This window comes from Anaerolineales bacterium (genome assembly GCA_015075725.1).
In the GTDB taxonomy this organism is placed as follows: Bacteria; Chloroflexota; Anaerolineae; order Anaerolineales; family Villigracilaceae; genus Villigracilis.
This window is the reverse complement of the sequence record JABTTV010000001.1, coordinates 3,117,072-3,134,482: the sequence shown is the minus strand read 5'-3', so window position 1 is coordinate 3,134,482 and position 17,411 is coordinate 3,117,072. Positions and strand designations below refer to the sequence as shown.

The 17,411-nt window shown below is 53.1% G+C and carries 15 protein-coding genes; 13 read left to right on the top strand and 2 right to left on the bottom strand.

Annotated elements, in window-relative coordinates; translation table 11 throughout:
• The first annotated feature begins 120 nt into the window (after nucleotides 1-120).
• A complete protein-coding gene (locus HS100_15070) occupies nucleotides 121-1,737 on the top strand; it encodes a CTP synthase (GenBank protein ID MBE7435234.1) in 1,617 nt (538 codons plus the stop codon).
• A gap of 29 nt (nucleotides 1,738-1,766) precedes the next feature.
• On the opposite strand, the gene HS100_15065 is transcribed toward HS100_15070, so the two are convergent.
• Nucleotides 1,767-2,360, bottom strand: coding sequence for a hypothetical protein (locus HS100_15065; protein MBE7435233.1), 594 nt, complete (start codon nucleotides 2,358-2,360; stop codon nucleotides 1,767-1,769).
• A 170-nt stretch (nucleotides 2,361-2,530) separates the two neighbouring features.
• On the opposite strand from HS100_15065, the gene eno reads away from it, so the two are divergent.
• The 11 genes from eno (at nucleotide 2,531) to HS100_15010 (ending at nucleotide 15,117) form a co-directional block, all read left to right on the top strand.
• Nucleotides 2,531-3,829 carry a phosphopyruvate hydratase gene (gene eno / locus HS100_15060; protein ID MBE7435232.1) on the top strand — a complete coding sequence of 433 codons (1,299 nt, stop codon included), beginning with the start codon at nucleotides 2,531-2,533 and terminating at the stop codon, nucleotides 3,827-3,829.
• A gap of 144 nt (nucleotides 3,830-3,973) precedes the next feature.
• The gene (locus HS100_15055) at nucleotides 3,974-5,209 is read left to right on the top strand and encodes an ROK family transcriptional regulator (protein ID MBE7435231.1); all 1,236 of its coding nucleotides are present in this window, start codon (nucleotides 3,974-3,976) and stop codon (nucleotides 5,207-5,209) included.
• Nucleotides 5,210-5,286: 77 nt separating this feature from the next.
• Nucleotides 5,287-6,582, top strand: coding sequence for a carbohydrate ABC transporter substrate-binding protein (locus HS100_15050; GenBank protein ID MBE7435230.1), 1,296 nt, complete (start codon nucleotides 5,287-5,289; stop codon nucleotides 6,580-6,582).
• 66 nt (nucleotides 6,583-6,648) lie between these two features.
• A complete protein-coding gene (locus HS100_15045; protein MBE7435229.1) occupies nucleotides 6,649-7,536 on the top strand; it encodes a sugar ABC transporter permease in 888 nt (295 codons plus the stop codon).
• A complete protein-coding gene (locus HS100_15040; protein MBE7435228.1) occupies nucleotides 7,533-8,354 on the top strand; it encodes a carbohydrate ABC transporter permease in 822 nt (273 codons plus the stop codon). Before HS100_15045 ends, HS100_15040 begins: the two co-directional genes overlap by 4 nt.
• Nucleotides 8,355-8,398: 44 nt before the next feature.
• Complete coding sequence (locus HS100_15035) at nucleotides 8,399-9,559, top strand: MFS transporter (protein MBE7435227.1); 1,161 nt, start codon at nucleotides 8,399-8,401, stop codon at nucleotides 9,557-9,559.
• Complete coding sequence (locus HS100_15030) at nucleotides 9,543-10,535, top strand: Gfo/Idh/MocA family oxidoreductase (protein ID MBE7435226.1); 993 nt, start codon at nucleotides 9,543-9,545, stop codon at nucleotides 10,533-10,535. The genes HS100_15035 and HS100_15030 overlap by 17 nt, the downstream gene beginning before the upstream one ends.
• A gap of 95 nt (nucleotides 10,536-10,630) precedes the next feature.
• The gene (gene ugpC, locus HS100_15025; protein ID MBE7435225.1) at nucleotides 10,631-11,731 is read left to right on the top strand and encodes a sn-glycerol-3-phosphate ABC transporter ATP-binding protein UgpC; all 1,101 of its coding nucleotides are present in this window, start codon (nucleotides 10,631-10,633) and stop codon (nucleotides 11,729-11,731) included.
• Nucleotides 11,732-11,827: 96 nt separating this feature from the next.
• Complete coding sequence (locus HS100_15020) at nucleotides 11,828-13,003, top strand: extracellular solute-binding protein (GenBank protein ID MBE7435224.1); 1,176 nt, start codon at nucleotides 11,828-11,830, stop codon at nucleotides 13,001-13,003.
• Nucleotides 13,004-13,096: 93 nt separating this feature from the next.
• Nucleotides 13,097-14,110 carry a sugar ABC transporter permease gene (locus HS100_15015; GenBank protein MBE7435223.1) on the top strand — a complete coding sequence of 338 codons (1,014 nt, stop codon included), beginning with the start codon at nucleotides 13,097-13,099 and terminating at the stop codon, nucleotides 14,108-14,110.
• A 44-nt stretch (nucleotides 14,111-14,154) separates the two neighbouring features.
• The gene (locus HS100_15010) at nucleotides 14,155-15,117 is read left to right on the top strand and encodes an ABC transporter permease subunit (protein ID MBE7435222.1); all 963 of its coding nucleotides are present in this window, start codon (nucleotides 14,155-14,157) and stop codon (nucleotides 15,115-15,117) included.
• Between the two features lie 257 nt (nucleotides 15,118-15,374).
• Here the strand turns inward: HS100_15010 and HS100_15005 are convergent, their stop codons facing one another.
• Nucleotides 15,375-15,641 carry a hypothetical protein gene (locus HS100_15005; protein MBE7435221.1) on the bottom strand — a complete coding sequence of 89 codons (267 nt, stop codon included), beginning with the start codon at nucleotides 15,639-15,641 and terminating at the stop codon, nucleotides 15,375-15,377.
• Nucleotides 15,642-15,738: 97 nt separating this feature from the next.
• On the opposite strand from HS100_15005, the gene HS100_15000 reads away from it, so the two are divergent.
• Nucleotides 15,739-17,202, top strand: coding sequence for a glycoside hydrolase family 13 protein (locus HS100_15000; GenBank protein ID MBE7435220.1), 1,464 nt, complete (start codon nucleotides 15,739-15,741; stop codon nucleotides 17,200-17,202).
• The last annotated feature ends 209 nt before the right edge of the window (nucleotides 17,203-17,411 follow it).

Genomic DNA, 17,411 nt, shown 5'->3' with positions numbered 1-17,411 from the left:
CGAAAAGGTTTTTTTCCAAAATGAAACTACCCCGAATGGGGAGGGCATAACGCCCTCCCCATTCTCTTTTGTATTTCACCTCCCTCACGAGCGGGAGAGTGGAAATTAGGAGAAAGAATAATGGCAACAAAATATCTGTTTTTTACCGGCGGAGTGGTGTCGTCGGTTGGAAAAGGCGTGACCGCGGCGGCGACAGGCTTGCTCTTGAAGGAGCGCGGTTTCAAGGTGGCGGTTCAGAAACTGGATCCGTACATCAATGTAGATCCTGGCACGATGTCGCCCTACCAGCATGGGGAAGTGTATGTGCTCGATGACGGCGCAGAAACGGACCTCGACCTGGGCCACTACGAACGATTCATCGATATCCGCCTGAGCCGGGTCAGCAACTTTACGACCGGTCAGGTATATGCGGAGATCATTTCGAAGGAACGCCGCGGAGACTATCTCGGTGGGACGATCCAGGTGATCCCCCATATCACAAACGAGATCAAAAGGCGAATCGGCCTGGTCGAAAAAGAAACAGGCGCAGAGGTTGTCATCCTTGAAGTTGGTGGGACGGTCGGCGATATCGAGTCGCAGCCCTTCCTCGAAGCGCTGCGCCAATTGCGAAACGAGGTGGGTCGCGAGAATTGCCTGTTCATCCATGTGACCTGGCTCCCCACCATCGGCGCCACTGGCGAGATCAAGACCAAGCCAACACAGCACTCAGTGGCGGCTCTGCGTTCCATCGGTATCTCGCCGAATATCATCATCGCGCGCGCAGATCAGGACATCGACCGGAGTTTATGCGACAAGATCGCTCTCTTCTGCGATGTGGAAAAGAATTCGGTCATCCCCATGAAGACTGCCAGCGTCCTTTATGAAGTACCGCTTCTTTTGGACGAGCTCGGCGTGGGCGAATTGGTATTGAACAAACTCGATATCAAAGCCACGCGCAAACCGGATATGCGACCTTGGAAAAAGCTGGTCGAAAATGTCAGGAAAGAAAAACCCACATTAAATGTAGCGTTGGTGGGAAAATACGTCGAATTACAGGACGCGTACATGTCAGTACGCGAAGCACTGAAACACGCCGCCCTTGCCAATCAGGTGGAACTCTCGATCAGTTGGGTGCATTCGGCAGATCTGGAAAAAGACAAGGGCTGGGACATCGTAAAAAATGCGGATGCCGTACTCGTGCCCGGCGGTTTTGGTTCGCGCGGTGTGGAAGGTAAAATCCTTGCCGCACGTTATGCCCGCGAAAATAAAGTTCCGTACCTCGGCTTATGCCTGGGAATGCAGACCATGTGCATCGAGTTTGCACGAAATGTGCTCGACCATGAAGATGCAAATTCCTCGGAATTCGACCGCGGAACCGAACACCCCATCATCGACCTGATGCTTGACCAGCGCTCCATCACGGATATGGGCGGGACGATGCGCCTCGGACTCTACCCCTGCGTCCTTCAACCAGGGACGAAATCCGCCGCGGCTTATCAGGTCCCTGAAGTGGAAGAACGGCACCGACACCGCTTTGAATTCAATAACGCGTACCGCGAAGAGTTCGAGAAAAATGGCATGGTCTTCTCGGGGCTTTCCCCTGACGGGCGTTTGGTTGAGATCGTGGAATTTAAAGATCACCCATACATGGTCTCGAGCCAATTCCACCCCGAATTTTTATCACGCCCAATGAAACCCCATCCGCTCTTTGTAGGGTTGTTGAAGGCGGCAAAGGAAAGAATTAAGATTAAAGACTAAAAACCAGTGAAAATTAGGTTGAGTTCGGGTTACTCGACTACCACGACCGTCAGTCCGAGAGTGGCACCAAAGGCGTTTGCGCCATCGGTCAGGCGCCAATAGGCAGAGTAGGTGCCTCCACTCCTTGGCGCATCAACAAACACGGAAAGTTCCGCCCAATCTCCCGGTTTGACGATCCTTCCCAATTTATTCCACGAAGAATCAAAATGGTCATCCGAAACGATGGACAGAGTATAGGAACCTATCCAATCACATGAGCCGGTATTTTGGACCTTCCAGGTTTTGACGAAACTCTCGCCGGGCGCAACAGTTGTCCCGCTTGGGTAGTTGGCATCCCGGACAATGGCAAGGTTATTGCAACCAAAGGCAAGCGCGCCCGAATTGACCGTTGCCGTAGGCGGAGTTCCTGTCACGGAGGGTGTTAGGGCAATGTTTGGTGTAGAGCTGAAGAACACCGGTATGGGAGTCCACGTGGCGAGGGGAGGCGGAGTATTGAATATTGTGGGGGTTGGGAGAAAAGTATTGGTCGGAATCGGCGTGTTCGTATTCGCCGGGGTTGGCGTGACCATTGCAGTTTGTGTTGCAAAAAAACCCGAAACCATCGTGCCCACGGAATAGGTCATCAGGATATCCTGTTCACTAATGGTTTCACCATTCGCAGGCGCGCCGCAGGCAGATAATGTGATTACGAGTAACAAGCACGTCATTGTACGCTTTGAAATAATTTTCATTTTTTCCTTTCGCGTTGATTACGATTATACTTGGGTCGAGCAATAAACAAGGAGCCAGGAAAATGGATACAACAATCGAAAGCATCTCCGCGCTTGAAGTTCTGGATTCGCGCGGCAACCCCACTGTGGAGGTGGAGGTTTTGTTAATGGATGGGTCGTGGGGGCGCGCTGCTGTCCCAAGCGGGGCATCAACGGGCGAGCACGAAGCGCTGGAAATGCGAGACGGCGATAAGAAAAGGTATTTGGGAAAGGGCGTGGCAAACGCAGTGGCGAACGTCAACGGCGTGATCGCGGATGCGCTCTTCGGCTGGGACGCATCCGACCAGAAGGGCATCGATGCTGAAATGCTTGCGATGGACGGGACGCATAACAAGTCCAAACTGGGAGCGAATGCGATTTTGGGAGTCAGTCTCGCCGTCGCCAAAGCGGCTGCGAATTCTTTCGGGATGCCCCTATATCGCTATCTGGGCGGGGTGTATGCGCATGTTCTGCCGGTTCCCATGATGAATATCATGAACGGCGGGGCGCACACTGGCTGGCAAAGCACCGACATGCAGGAGTTCATGGTCATGCCGTTCGGGGCGCCGACTTTTTCGGAGGGATTGCGCTGGGGCGCGGAGATCTATCACGCGTTGAAATCAGTCTTGAAGGAAAAAGGCTACGGCGCTCTCGTCGGCGATGAAGGCGGATATGCGCCTGCGCTCAAGGCGAACAACGAGGCTTTGGAATTAATTCTTGCAGCGATAGAAAAAGCTGGATTCAAAGCGGGTCGCGGCGGGCAGGTTGCGATCGCGCTCGACCCCGCCGCTTCTGAACTGTACGATGAGAAAACAAAAAAATACAATCTTCGCAAAGAGGGCAAGGAACTCACCGGCGAACAGATGGTCGAGTTCTGGGCAAAGTGGGTCAAAGATTATCCCATCGTTTCAATTGAAGATGGCCATGCACAGGACGATTGGGAATCCTGGATATTAATGAACAAGGAACTTGGCGACAAAATCCAAATCGTCGGAGACGACCTGCTCGTAACCAACCCGGAGCGCGTCCGCCGCGCGATAAAGGAAGATGCTGCAAATGCTTTGCTGGTGAAAGTGAATCAGATCGGTTCGCTCACCGAAACAATCGAAGCCGTGGATCTGTGTCATCGCGCCGGTTGGAGGACGGTCACTTCGCATCGCTCCGGCGAAACCGAAGATGCGACCATCGCCGACCTTGCCGTCGCGCTCAACACGGGTCAGATCAAGACCGGAGCACCCGCCCGCTCGGACCGTGTGGCAAAATACAATCAACTTTTACGCATCGAGGCTGAGTTGGGAGATACCGCCAGATACGCAGGCTGGGATGCTTTGAGAGTCAAATAACAGCGAAACCAAAGCTCAAGTCGACAGCGGCAGGCTCAAAGTCCGGAACGATGCGGATTTTGAGCCTGATTTTTTTAAGTTGACAAGCGCTCCTAAATCGTTATAATTAGTTTGTTGCTCCAACATACTAATTCTTAGAATTTGATGAACCCGAAGAACACGGCTGACCAGGCGTTTGTTCGCGAGACAAATCTCTCGCTGGTTCTCAGACTGATCCACAATCAGTCCCCTGTTTCGCGTGCGCAAATTGCAACCATCACCGGATTGAACAAATCCACCGTGTCAAGCCTGGTGGACGAACTGATCGACCTTGGATTGGTGCATGAAACGGGGAGTAATACCGGCGGCGCGGGAAGACCCGCCACTTTATTGGAGATCAATCCGCAAGCAGGCAGTATCGTTGGCGTGGAACTCGGCGTGGATTTCGTCTCCGTTGCCGTGACCGATGTATTGGGAAACATCCAATGGCGCAGGCGGGAGGATGCAGATCCCTCGGACGACCAGGAAAAAATGATCGGCCAGACCCTGCAGATCGTCAAGGACGCAATAACTGCGGGAAAACGCAAAGGCTATAAATTCCTGGGTCTTGGTTTATCAACTCCCGGGACGGTGGATACCGGCAAGGGGCTTTTGATCTTCGCTCCCAACCTTCACTGGCATAACGTTCCCTTTGTAAAGATATTTTCCGAGCAGACGAAACTCAAAGTCTTTGTCGAAAACGACGCAAACGCAGCAGCGATTGCCGAACATCTGTTTGGGACTGCCCGTCAATGCCGGGATTTTCTCTTTGTTTTTGCCGGGGTCGGTATTGGCGGCGGTCTTTTTTTGAACGGGAAGCTATATCGAGGTAAGAACGGCTATGCGGGGGAGATCGGTCATTCCCCCATCATGGCGGAACCTTCGCAGAATGTGTGTCACTGCGGGAACCGAGGGTGCTGGGAAACATATGCGAACCAATATTCGATCATCCAACGCATGCAGGCAAGACTCGAGGTAAAGCGCACCAGTATCGTCCCCAAATTGATGGCGGAAAAGAATTCCCCCATGAGCATTCCGCTCATCAAAGAGGCTGCGGATGCCGGGGATAAAGAGGCCATCGATTCGTTCACCGAGGCCGGACACGCCATGGGACAGGGATTTGCAGGCTTGATCAACATTTTCAATCCAGAAAAGATCATCCTGGGCGGGCCTTTAAGCGTTGCGGGCGAATATCTTCTGCCCGCCATCAAGGAAACTGTGGATCGTCACTCGCTCCCCGAAATCGACCAACAGGCTGAGATACTCCTTTCGCCTTTTGGACCGGACGCGAGTTTAATCGGCGCGATCGCCATCGTCGTGGACGATGTGCTTTCCCATCCTGTAAATCTTGAAAGGAGGTGATTCGAAATCGAAAGATTGCGACATGCTCACCTTATCAATTCGATCCAATCAAAATTCCTAACATAAAGGAGAGAAGAATGAATAAAAAGCTATTTGCACTATTGAGCTTGCTGGCAATCGCTTCGTTCGTGATCGCCGCATGTGGTGCTCCCGCAGCGACCGAAGCTCCTGCAGCCGCTGGAGACCAGGTGGAAGTGTTCTCCTGGTGGACCGGTGGCGGTGAGGCGGCCGGACTCGACGCCATGATCGCAGTCTTCAACGGCGCGAATCCCGACATCGAGTTCGTCAACTCGGCGGTTGCGGGCGGCGCGGGAACCAATGCGCGCGCTGTGCTTGCCACCCGTTTGCAATCCGGTGAACCGCCCGACAGCTGGCAAGGTCACGCCGGGCAGGAATTGATCGGTACCTATGTGGCTGGCGGCCAGATTCAGCCTTTGAATGACCTGTATGAAGCCGAAGGCTGGCTTGAAGTTATGCCCGAGACGCTCATCCCGCTCATCTCGTCGGACGGCAACATCTATTCCGTGCCGGTGAACATCCATCGCGCAAACGTGCTGTGGTATAACCCGGCCCTCCTCGAAGCCAACGGCGTCGAAGTTCCCACCAACATGGATGAATGGTTTGCCGCCATGGATACGCTCGAAGCCGCAGGCGTCCAGCCCCTTGCGCTCGGCGAGCAATGGACCAAGATGCACCTGCTCGAAACCGTTCTGCTCAGCACACTTGGTGCTGATGCATACAATGGCTTGTGGGATGGCACCACCGATTGGGGCAGCGCGGAAGTCACCACCGCTCTTGAGAACTACGTCAAGGTGTTGGGCTATGCCAATGAAGACTCCGCCTCCCTGAGCTGGCAGGACGCTTCCAAACTCGTCGCCAACGGCGATGCGGCGTTCAACGTGATGGGCGACTGGGCTGACGGCTATTTCTCCGGCGATACCGCGGGCAACAACCTCGGTTTGACCCCCGGCGAAGGATATGGCTGGGCTCCCGTTCCGGGAACAGCCGGTGTGTTCCAGTTCCTTTCCGACTCCTTCGTGCTTGCAGTGGGCGCTCCCCATCCCGATGCGGCGACCGCCTGGTTGAAGGTTGCCGGTTCCAAGGAAGGGCAAGAAGCGTTCAACCCGGTCAAGGGTTCGATCTGCGCCCGCACGGACTGCGACACCTCGCTCTTTGGCGCTTATCTTCAGACCGCCATGGAAGATTGGTCGAAGGATACCGTCGTCGGTTCGCTGACCCACGGCGTGGTGGCCAATGACTCCTGGAAGACCGAGATCGACACTGCCCTCGGCGCGTTCATCGCCGACAGCAATATCGAGACCTTCCAGTCCGCTCTGGTTGCGGCTTGCACCAGCAGCGGTCCTTGCAAGTAGAACTTGGTGTTAAAATGGTTGAGGCTCGCACGAGCCTCAACCATTTTCTATTGAACGAGGCATCCCATGTCGAAAGACAAAGACCGAATCCTGAACATCCTGCTCGTCTCCCCTTCGATCCTGGCTGTATTTATCTTTGTTTATGCTTTCATCGGCTGGTCTGTTCGCGTTTCATTGAGCAAATGGAAAGGTCTCACTGCGGACTACACTTGGAATGGGATCAACAACTATCTTGATCTATTTAGAGATCAGCGCTTTCAGGTTGACATCCGAAATACGTTGATTTTCACGGGGGTCTTTGTCATAGGGAGCATCGTTCTTGGATTTATCCTTGCAGTCATGCTTGACCAGGGGCTGAAAGGCGAAGGGTTCTTTCGCAGCCTCTTTCTCTTTCCAATGGCGATCTCCTTCATCGTGACCGGCGTGGTGTGGCGGTGGTTGATGAATCCTGCAACTGGTGCCCGTACCAGTGGACTTAATCTCCTTTTTTCTTATCTTGGGCTGGATTTTCTGGAAAACGCATGGCACACCACCCCCACCTGGGGCATGGCAGCGATTGCGCTTGCCGCCATATGGCAGATGTCCGGTTACACAATGGCGTTATATCTCGCTGGGCTACGCGCGATACCTGTTGAACTCAGGGAGGCGGCTCAAATCGATGGAGCAAATGAGTTACAGGTTTATCGATACATCATGCTCCCACTCTTATCTCCTGTCACGCTTTCCGCCCTCATCATCCTCGGGCACATCTCCCTCAAAGTCTTTGACCTGATCATTGCCATTGCCGGGAAGCAATATGCGCTAGATGTGCCAGCCATCTACATGTGGCAGGTCACATTCGATGGCTTGTTCTATGGAAAAGGCGCTGCCATCGGAATCCTTCTACTGATCAGCGTAGCGGTTCTTATCATTCCCTATATTCGCTTTACCCTGCGAACGGAGACCGAGCAATGAATACCAACCTCCGCCCCGGGAAATACTGGCTTTATATTCCGCTTATCTTAATGGCGGTTTTCTACCTCTTACCCATGTATGTCATGTTGGCGACGGGTTTTAAAAGTTTTGCAGAGATTGATTTGAAGACAATGTGGAATCTTCCCAAAGGTATCGCATTCGATAATTATGTCGAAGCCTGGGCAAGGCTCTCGCCTTCCCTCAAGAACAGTTTTATCATGGTGATTCCCGCCACGTTGATCTCGTCAGCGCTAGGCTCGTTGAACGGATTTGTCCTCGCCAAATGGAAGTTCCGCGGCGCGGATGTTATTTTCCCCTTCCTTCTATTCGGCATGTTCATTCCCTACCAAAGCATCATGATTCCGCTGGTGCAATTCATGAGGTCGGTCGGTTTGGGTGGCATTCCGGGACTCATCCTTGCCCATATCATCTATGGAATTCCGATCACCACACTCACATTCCGCAACTATTACGCCAGCCTGCCGCAGGAACTGCTCGAAGCCGCCAAGATGGATGGGGCGGATATGCTCGGAATTTATCGGCATATCCTACTACCGATTTCCCTGCCTAGCTTCGTGGTGGTGCTCATCTGGCAATTCACCTCAGCGTGGAACGATTTTCTCTTCGCCGTCATCCTGACCGGCAACGAGGATTGGCCCATCACGGTCGCATTGAATAACATGGCTGGAAGTCAGATCATCGCATGGAATGTACAAATGGCGGGCTCACTGCTTGCCGCACTCCCGACCCTTCTGGTGTATATCTTCCTCGGCAGGTTCTTCCTCCGCGGATTGCTTGCGGGGTCGCTCAAGGGGTAGGTCATGAGGACTGGTTTCAAAACGAAACCGGTCCTTTTTCGATCATGCAACCCAAATACAGCCCCTTCGTCCTGACGGTCATTTGTTTTTTTGCGTTTTTCCTTTTCGGTATTACTGACAACCTCAAAGGACCCACCCTGCCATCCGTTATCAAGGAACTTGACATCCAATACCGAGAAGGCGGGAATATCCTGTTCGGGGAATATGTCGGGTTTTTAATCGCCACGCTCATTACTGGAATCCTTGCAGATAAATACGGCCTTAAACTCGTCATCGTCCTGGCGGAAATTTTATTGGCGATCGGTGTTGGAGGTTACAGTTTTCTTGGAACAGTTTTCGGTTTATCAGCGTCGCTCTTCATCGTCGGGCTGGGACTTGGCGCGTTCGAGTTGGGACCGAATGCAGTGATCGTTAATTTGTACCACGAGCAAAAAGGGTTGTATCTGAATTTAATGGCAGTAATGCATGGACTCGGTTCGATGCTTGCGCCGTTATTCGCGAGTTTTCTCTTCAGCCTCGGATCGGACTGGCGGGAAGTTTTCCGTTGGGACCTCCTGCTCATCGTAATATTCGTCCTCTTCAGCTTTTCCTCCCGGTTCCCAAGGGCGGCGGAGAGATCATCGCTCGATTTCCGCTCGATCCCGCGCATTGCCTTTGACCGGCGCATGTCTTTCTTCTACGCCGCCATGATGTTCTATGTCGCATCCGAGATCGGTCTCGCCTCATGGATGGTTGTCTATCTTCAAGATGTTCGCGACATGAACGGAAACGCCAGCAATTCTTATCTCGCCCTGTTCTTCGGCCTGCTTATGATGGGTCGATTCCTCGGCAGTCTCGTGGTTAAAAAACTGGGGTATCTCCGGTCAATTATGATCTCATCCTTGCTCGCTGTCCTATGCACTCTTTTTGGCATCTACTCTCCTTATGTTTTTTTCCTTCCCCTTACCGGTTTCTTTTTTTCGATCATATTTCCCACGATAACCGCCGCCGTCTCGGATGAAAGAACAGAAAACATCAATACGATCCTGGGAGTGCTGTTCACTTTCTCAGGGTTGGGCGGCGTTATTGGTCCCTGGCTGACAGGCTGGGTCGGGGATATTTACGGGTTGCAGGCAGGGATGGGAGTTATCCTGATTCTCTCTGCTTTGACCTTGTTCTTCATCGTTATTCTGAATAAAAGGAACTGGAATGAACAACGCCATTAGTTGGGGATTGCTTTCGACTGCCCGCATCAACCGCGCTTTGATTAAGCCCTTGCGCGCCTCCAAACGGACCCGGTTACTGGGGGTCGCTTCGCGGAGCCTTACCTCCGCCCAGGCTTACGCCCGCGAATGGGGAATACCCAAGGTGTACGGTAGTTACGAAGAACTGCTTGCCGATCCCGAAATCGACGTCATCTACAATCCCCTGCCCAATCATCTCCATGCCGAATGGACGATAAAAGCCTTATATGCCGGGAAACATGTCCTTTGCGAAAAACCGCTCGCGCTTAAACTCGAGGAAGTGGATGCGATCATTGCCGCGGCGAAGGAGACGGGCAACATTGCAACGGAAGCCTTTATGTACCGTCATCACCCCCAGACGATCAAGGTCATAGAGTTGGTGAATAATGGCGCGATTGGCAGGGTTCAACTTATCAAAGGCGCGTTCACGTTCGGTCTCAGCCGGGAAGGCGATATCCGACTTGTAAAAGAATACGGCGGCGGAAGCCTATGGGATGTGGGCTGTTACCCGATCTCGTACGCGCGGACGATTCTCGGGGAAGAACCGATCGAGGTGTTTGGCTGGCAGGTTACGGGTCCGGGGGGATGCGATGAGTCATTTTATGGGCAGATGCGATTCGGGAGCGGGGTCCATATGCAATTCGATAGCGGATTCCGGTCTTCACTAAGATCCTATGTTGAGATCGTCGGGACGGAAGCCGTCTTGAACATCCCTGATCCTTTCAAGCCGGGATTGAAGAACGATCTCTACCTGAAGCGCGACGGAAAACAGGAAAGGATAAGAATCAAAGGCCGCGAACTTTATCTTGGAGAGGTTGAGGATTTGTGCGATGCCATCCAGTCCGGGAAAACACCGCGTGTCACCCTGGCAGACAGCCGGGCGAATATTGCCGCAATATTGTCGCTGGCAAAATCTGCCGACATAGGAAAACCGGTCGATTTAAGCGACTTTGTTTAGCCAAACAACTATCTGTTTTATCAAAGGTATAGGTCAATTGCGCCCTTGTGGTTATAATTAAATTACCATACTCGTTCAGAATTGGAGGTAATACCATGGCAAGCGTAACATACAACAATGTAGTCAAGAATTTCGGGGATGTATCTGTCATCAAGAATATCAATTTCACGGTTGATGACAAGGAGTTTCTCGTGCTGGTCGGGCCTTCCGGCTGCGGCAAGACAACCGCCCTGCGCATGTTGGCAGGCTTGGAGGAGATCACCTCGGGTGAGATCAAGATCGGCGACCGCATCGTAAACGACGTGGCGCCCAAAGATCGCGATATTGCCATGGTGTTCCAATCCTATGCGCTCTATCCGCACATGACTGTTTTCGACAATATGGCGTTCGGCTTGAAATTACGCAAGACGCCGAAAAGTGAGATCAACAGGCGTGTGAACGAGGCGGCGGAAATCCTCGACATCAAACATTTGCTCGACCGCAAACCGCGCCAATTATCCGGCGGGCAACGCCAGAGAGTGGCTGTTGGACGCGCCATCGTGCGCGAACCGAAGGTCTTTCTCTTCGATGAGCCGCTTTCCAATCTCGATGCGAAATTGCGGGTTCAGATGCGTGCCGAGATCAGCAAGCTTCACCAGCGTTTGCAAACGACCTTCATCTACGTTACCCACGACCAGACCGAAGCCATGACCATGGCGAGCCGCATCGCGGTGATCAATAAGGGTCTGCTTCAGCAACTGGATACTCCGCAGGTGTTATACGACCGTCCTGCCAACCTCTTCGTCGCAGGTTTTATCGGTTCCCCGTCCATGAACTTCTTCCCCGGTAAGATCGATGTCGACGGAGGGAAAGTGACGGTGGACATGGATTCTTTCAAGGTGCAGATCCCGGATGCGCTTGCCGCGCCGTATAAAAACATGAACGGCAAGAAAATTGTTTTCGGCATCCGCCCGGAGAACATCCACGACCCCGAATTTGCCCCGCCCAACATTCACGGAGAAAAAGTAAGCGCCAAAGTGGATGTGACCGAGTTAATGGGAAATGAAACCTTCCTCTACCTGATCACAGGAGCGAACACATTCATTGCCCGTGTCGATCCCCGCTCGCAGAAGCGTGTGGGGCATGACGTCCAGGTCATCTTTGACATGGACAAGTTCCACATCTTCGATACAGAGACGGAAGAAGCCATTCGATAATCGCCTATAAAGGAGGTGGTTGCCCGGCCAAAAAAACGCAAACTGCACGACTCCAGTAAAACATTGCTTTCAATAAAATCCAAGGAGTAAAAGAGAATGAAAAAGAAATTGCTTGCTTTGTTGAGCGTTTTGATGGTCGCTTCCCTCGCGCTTGCCGCATGTGGCGGCGGCGGAGCTGCGACTACCCAGGGTGAAGTAACCTTCTGGCATGCGTATGGCACCGGTTCTGCTGAAGAAATTGCCCTAACCAATTTGTTGGAACAGGCAAAGACCGATCTCCCGAATATCACCATCAACGTACTTCAAGTGCCGTTTAACGACATCTTCACCAAATATGACACCGATGTTGCCGCGGGAGGCGGGCCGGATATGTTCATCGCCCCGAACGACAACCTTGGCGGTCAGGCTCGCGCTGGGACCATTGCTGACATCACCGCCCTCGCAGACGGCAAACTCGGTGATTACAGTGATCTCTCCAAGGGCGGCATGATGTACGACGGCAAGTTGTACGGCATCCCCGAATCGCTCAAGGCTGTGGTCTTTTGGTACAACAAGGACATGCTCGCCGAACCACCCGCCACCACTGACGACCTGAAAGAGTTGATGGAAGGCGGCACCCCGGTCGCCATTTCATTCGGCTGCTACCACCACTGGGGCTTTTTCGGCTCCTTTGGCGGTCAGATCTTCGACGATCAGTTCAATTTTGTCGCTGCTGATGCCAACCAGGCGAAAGTTGCCGATGCCATGTCTTACCTCAATGACCTGTATCAGGTCTCCGTTGAAAACGGCTGGCCCCGCAATGACAGCGATGGTCTAGCTCCCTTCACTGAAGGCACCGTTGCCGCGATCACCAATGGCAACTGGGCAATGGGCGATTATCGCAACGCCCTTGGCGACAAGCTCGGCGTTGCCCCGATCCCTGCCGGTCCCGGCGGCGCTTCCAACCCGCTCCTCGGCGTAGATGGCTGGTACTTCAACCCGAACAGCGAAAATCAGGAAGCCGCTCTCGAAGTAGCTCTCTACCTGACCAACAAAGCCGCTCAGGAAGCCATGATGAACGAAGCCGGCCATGTCCCCGCCAACACCACTGTTGAAGTGACCGACCCGCTCATCCAGGGTCTGCTCGATGCCTTCTCCACTGCCTACTTCCGCCCGCAGGTGGAAGCCATGGGCAACTACTGGGGCAACTTCTGCGGAACCGACCAGGTCTTTGATGCCGGAACCCCGGCTGCCGACTGGGTCGCCACCGCTTTCGAAGGCGCGACCAAGTAGTTCAAACTGCAACAAGCAGGGAGGAGCGGACAAGGATCATTCTTGTCCGCTCCTCCCACATTTGCAGAAGAAGACCCCACCAAGGAGAACAAGATGGCGGCAGCACAATCATCCTTCGCAAAAACCAAAAGGCAAAACGCAGTCCTGCCGTATCTTTATCTATTACCTGCTTTTCTTATCATGGGGGTGATCACTTTTTATCCGCTCATCTATCAGGTCATCATTTCATTCACAAATTTCGAGACCCAACATCTCCTGCTGGGCATGAGATCGCCCGACCTTAGATTTATCGGCATTAAAAACTATGTTGATATTTTCACAGCGGCGCTCCCCGTTGAGAATTTCAATTTCTTCCGCGTGCTGGAATTTAATTTTTGGTGGGCGTTGAGCAATGTCGTCCTGCATGTTCCCGCCGGTGTCATGATCGCCACCCTACTCAACACGGAGGGACTCTGGTTAAAGCGTATCTACCGCGCGGCCTATGTCCTGCCGGTCGTTGTGCCGCCCCTGGTGGTAGCCACGGTGTGGACGAACATCTTCGACGAACGCTACGGCGCAATGAACCAGTTGCTCACAACTCTTTCGGGCACGTTCCTTGGAAATTTCGACCCGATCTACATCCGCTGGTTCGAAGACGTCAAACCCCCCATCCCCGGCTTCCTGCCGGGCGCTCCGTTGACCCTTGCCTATTACGCAATGATGATCGCCAATTTCTGGCTCGGCTGGCCCTTCATGTCTGTCGTGGCGACCGGCGCATTGCAAAGCATCCCAAAAGACTTATACGAAGCAGCCTCCATCGACGGGGCTACCGGCGGACAGCAATTCTGGAACATTACCGTCCCGCTTCTTCGCCCTGCCATGATCCCGGCGGCAGTTTATGGATTTACCCTGTCGTTCAATCTGTTCAATTTTGTCTTTTTCATGACCGGCGGCGGACCCGCTCGTTCGACGGAATTGCTTGTGACTTTCGCCTATAATCTCGTCCGCAACCTGCGCTGGTATGGCGTAGCGGCCGCATTTGCCGTCATTATCTTCGCTGTGGCATTGGTCGTCTTCCTGATCACAAACCGCATCACCCGCGCCACACAGAATTACATGGAGGCATGACGATGACAACCTCAAGCGACACGAAGAATTCGATCATCCGATTCATGAATATGAACACCTCCGGGCAGACCGGTGGGCGCAGTCTCCCGCTTTGGAGGCAGCTCCTGCTCCAATTGATAGCGCTAGCCATTCTGGCGTCGGTGATGTTCCCAATCATGTATATCGTTACCTTATCGTTAAGTTCCAAGACCACCCGTCCCTCACAATTAGAACTCATCCCAAAAGAAATTTCCTTCGTCGCCTACGGTCAGGTGCTCGACCGTCCAACAGGCAATCCGGTCACATTTGCAGAATTGCTGAGGAACAGTTTCGTTCTCTCGCTCGGTGTGGGGCTTGCCGCGCTGGGCGTCGCCGTGACAGCCGCCTACGCCTTCTCGCGTTTCAAATTTAAAATGCGCGAAGTAATGATGATCCTGGTATTTATTCCCCTTCTCATGCCAGCGGTCGGATTAAGCACGCCATTGTATCTGCTTCTCAACCAGGTACAGGTCAAGCAATGCGCCGAAGGCACCATCGCCGTTCAACCGATTACCATCTGCGCCGACGGCAAGGGCAGGCTGCAATTCAACCTGCGCGACTCCCTCTTCGGCGTAGGCATCGCCATGACTGCCACCGCTCTGCCCTTTGCGGTCTGGAACCTCAAAGGCTACCTCGACACCATTCCCCGCGAACTCGAAGAAGCCGCCGCGATCGACGGCGCAGACGCCAACCAGACCTTCTGGCAGATCGTCATTCCGCTTGCCATGCCACAACTCGCAGTCACATTCTTCCTCGGCTTCATCGGGCACTGGCAGGAGTTTGTCCTCACCTGGCTGTTCCTCTCGCAGCCCAAAGACTACACCCTCGCCATGACGCTCTACAACATGACCGGCCAATATGCCAACTCCGTCCCTTGGAACCGTTTCGCCGCAATGGCAGTTATCGTCGCGCTACCGGTCGCCGTTGTTTACATTGCGCTCCAAAAGCAAATCGTCGGCGGCCTCACCACTGGCAGCGTCAAAGGTTGACCCCAACCTCGATTCTCGCCCCATTTTCCTCTTTCTTCTTTCAAAAGGGAGAAGGAGGAATTTTTTGCCCCTGACCGACATGCCCTTCCGGACATCTTTCACGCTGTTGCTTTCATCTTTTCTTTTGACCCGCGCTTCTTACTTTCTCATTGATTTTCGCGTTACTATGTGAAAGCGGCATGGAACATATCTTGATTGTCGTCAATTGCTGAAATCCTCCCTGCCAAATGCTGATACTGAAGGTCAGCGGCAGATGATCATTTTCCAAAATACAGGACGCCGATGACGTAGATCAGTGCCGCCATGATGCCGATGGATGAGATGCCGATCCCAATCACCGCGGTCTTTGTATTCTCCGTCCTTAGGCTGAGAGCGCCAAGCACAACGCCCACAAGCCCTGAAATAACGCCGCAGGCAGGGATGACCCCCAGGCAAAGGCTGATCACCCCAAGTGCGGTGGAAGCGATGGCGTATAATCTTGCGAAGCGCAACTCAGGGTCCAGGCTGTCAGGATCAACGTCCATAGTACTACCCTCCGGAATCAAGCGCCTAATGCGTGAGGCGCTACCATTATTTTACACGCGAATTATTCCACAAAATCCAATTCCAACGAGGAAATAAATGACCACACCAGACTGGGTAAAAGACGCGATTTTCTATCAAATCTTCCCCGACCGTTTTTCAAAAAGCAATAAACTTCCAGATATTGGCTTCGAGTCATGGGACAGCATGCCGACACATCACGGCTTCAAAGGCGGTGACCTGTACGGCGTGATCGAGAAACTGGATTACTTGCAGGACCTGGGAATCAACGCTATATATTTCAACCCCATCTTTTCTTCGGCGTCAAATCACCGTTATCACACATACGACTATTACCACGTGGATCCGCTTCTCGGCGGCAACAACGCATTGAAGGAATTAATCGATGCGGCGCATAAGCGCGGTATTCGCGTGGTTCTAGACGGGGTCTTCAACCACGCCTCGCGCGGATTCTGGCAATTCCACCATGTATTGGAGACAGGCGCGACCTCTCCATACAGGGATTGGTTCCATTTCGACGAGGAGCGCCTGAACGGACATAAGCATTGGGGCGCGTATCCTTCGCCCCACGAGCAGAAACTGCTCCACCATGATGACAGCATGACTGCCATCGGCTACCGCGCCTGGTGGAATCTACCTGCCCTGCCCAAATTCAATACCAATACACCGGCAGTACGGGAATTCATTTTCGACGTGGCAGAGTATTGGATCAAATTCGGAATTGACGGCTGGCGGCTCGATGTGCCTGCTGAGATCGACGACGATGAGTTCTGGCGTGAATTTCGACGGCGCGTTCGGGCTGTCAATCCGGAGGCGTATATCGTTGGCGAGATCTGGCATGAGGCTCAGAGATGGCTGCAGGGTGATCAGTTCGACGCGGTGATGAACTATCTCTTCACAGCCGCAGCGCTTAACTTTTTCGCCGGTTCGCACCTGAACTTCGAGGCGATCAACCATGCGGGCGGATTGAAAGACCGCGTTCATCGAATGCATGCAAAAGCGTTCGCCGATGAAGTCGATCGGATACTGCACCTGTATCGCGAAGATATCACCTTTGCCCAACTCAATTTGCTGGACAGCCACGATATGCCGCGCTTCCTGACCTGCGCAAGCGGAGACAAGGCATCGCTCAAACTGGCATGGCTCTTCCTCTTCACGATGCCGGGCGCTCCCTGCATCTACTATGGAGACGAAGTCGGCGTGGATGGCGGCCACGACCCGGATTGTCGTAAAAGTTTTCCCTGGGACCAGGCGAAATGGGACCGGGAACTGTTGAATTACACCAAAGCCTGCATCGCCTTGCGTAAGGAACAGGACGCCCTCCGACATGGGGATTACAAACGGATCCATGCCGAGGATGACATCATGGTTTTCTGCCGGACACTCGGACGGGAAACGATCACCATCGCCTTTAACGCATCGAATACTACGAAATCCTTCGATTACAAACAAAGCGATTCACCTCAAATCCTGTTTGGAACCCCGGGCATCACAGACCGGATCATCACTGTCCCGCCAAGAAGCGGGATCGTCGTCAAATAGCTGTAGTCGTTGAGTATTTTTCGCCGTGGCAAAAGGTTGGATTTTCAACCTTGGCGTCACGGCGGTTTTATTGAATTCACCTTTGGAGGATTGGCTGCGAGGGACATCGTCCAACTTCTCTTGAATCTTTGAAAACATGACATTTTCTGGCAGTGTTTTCGGACTTTTTGTGCAATAATTGGACGATAATTCCGCTGCCCAAGCGGATC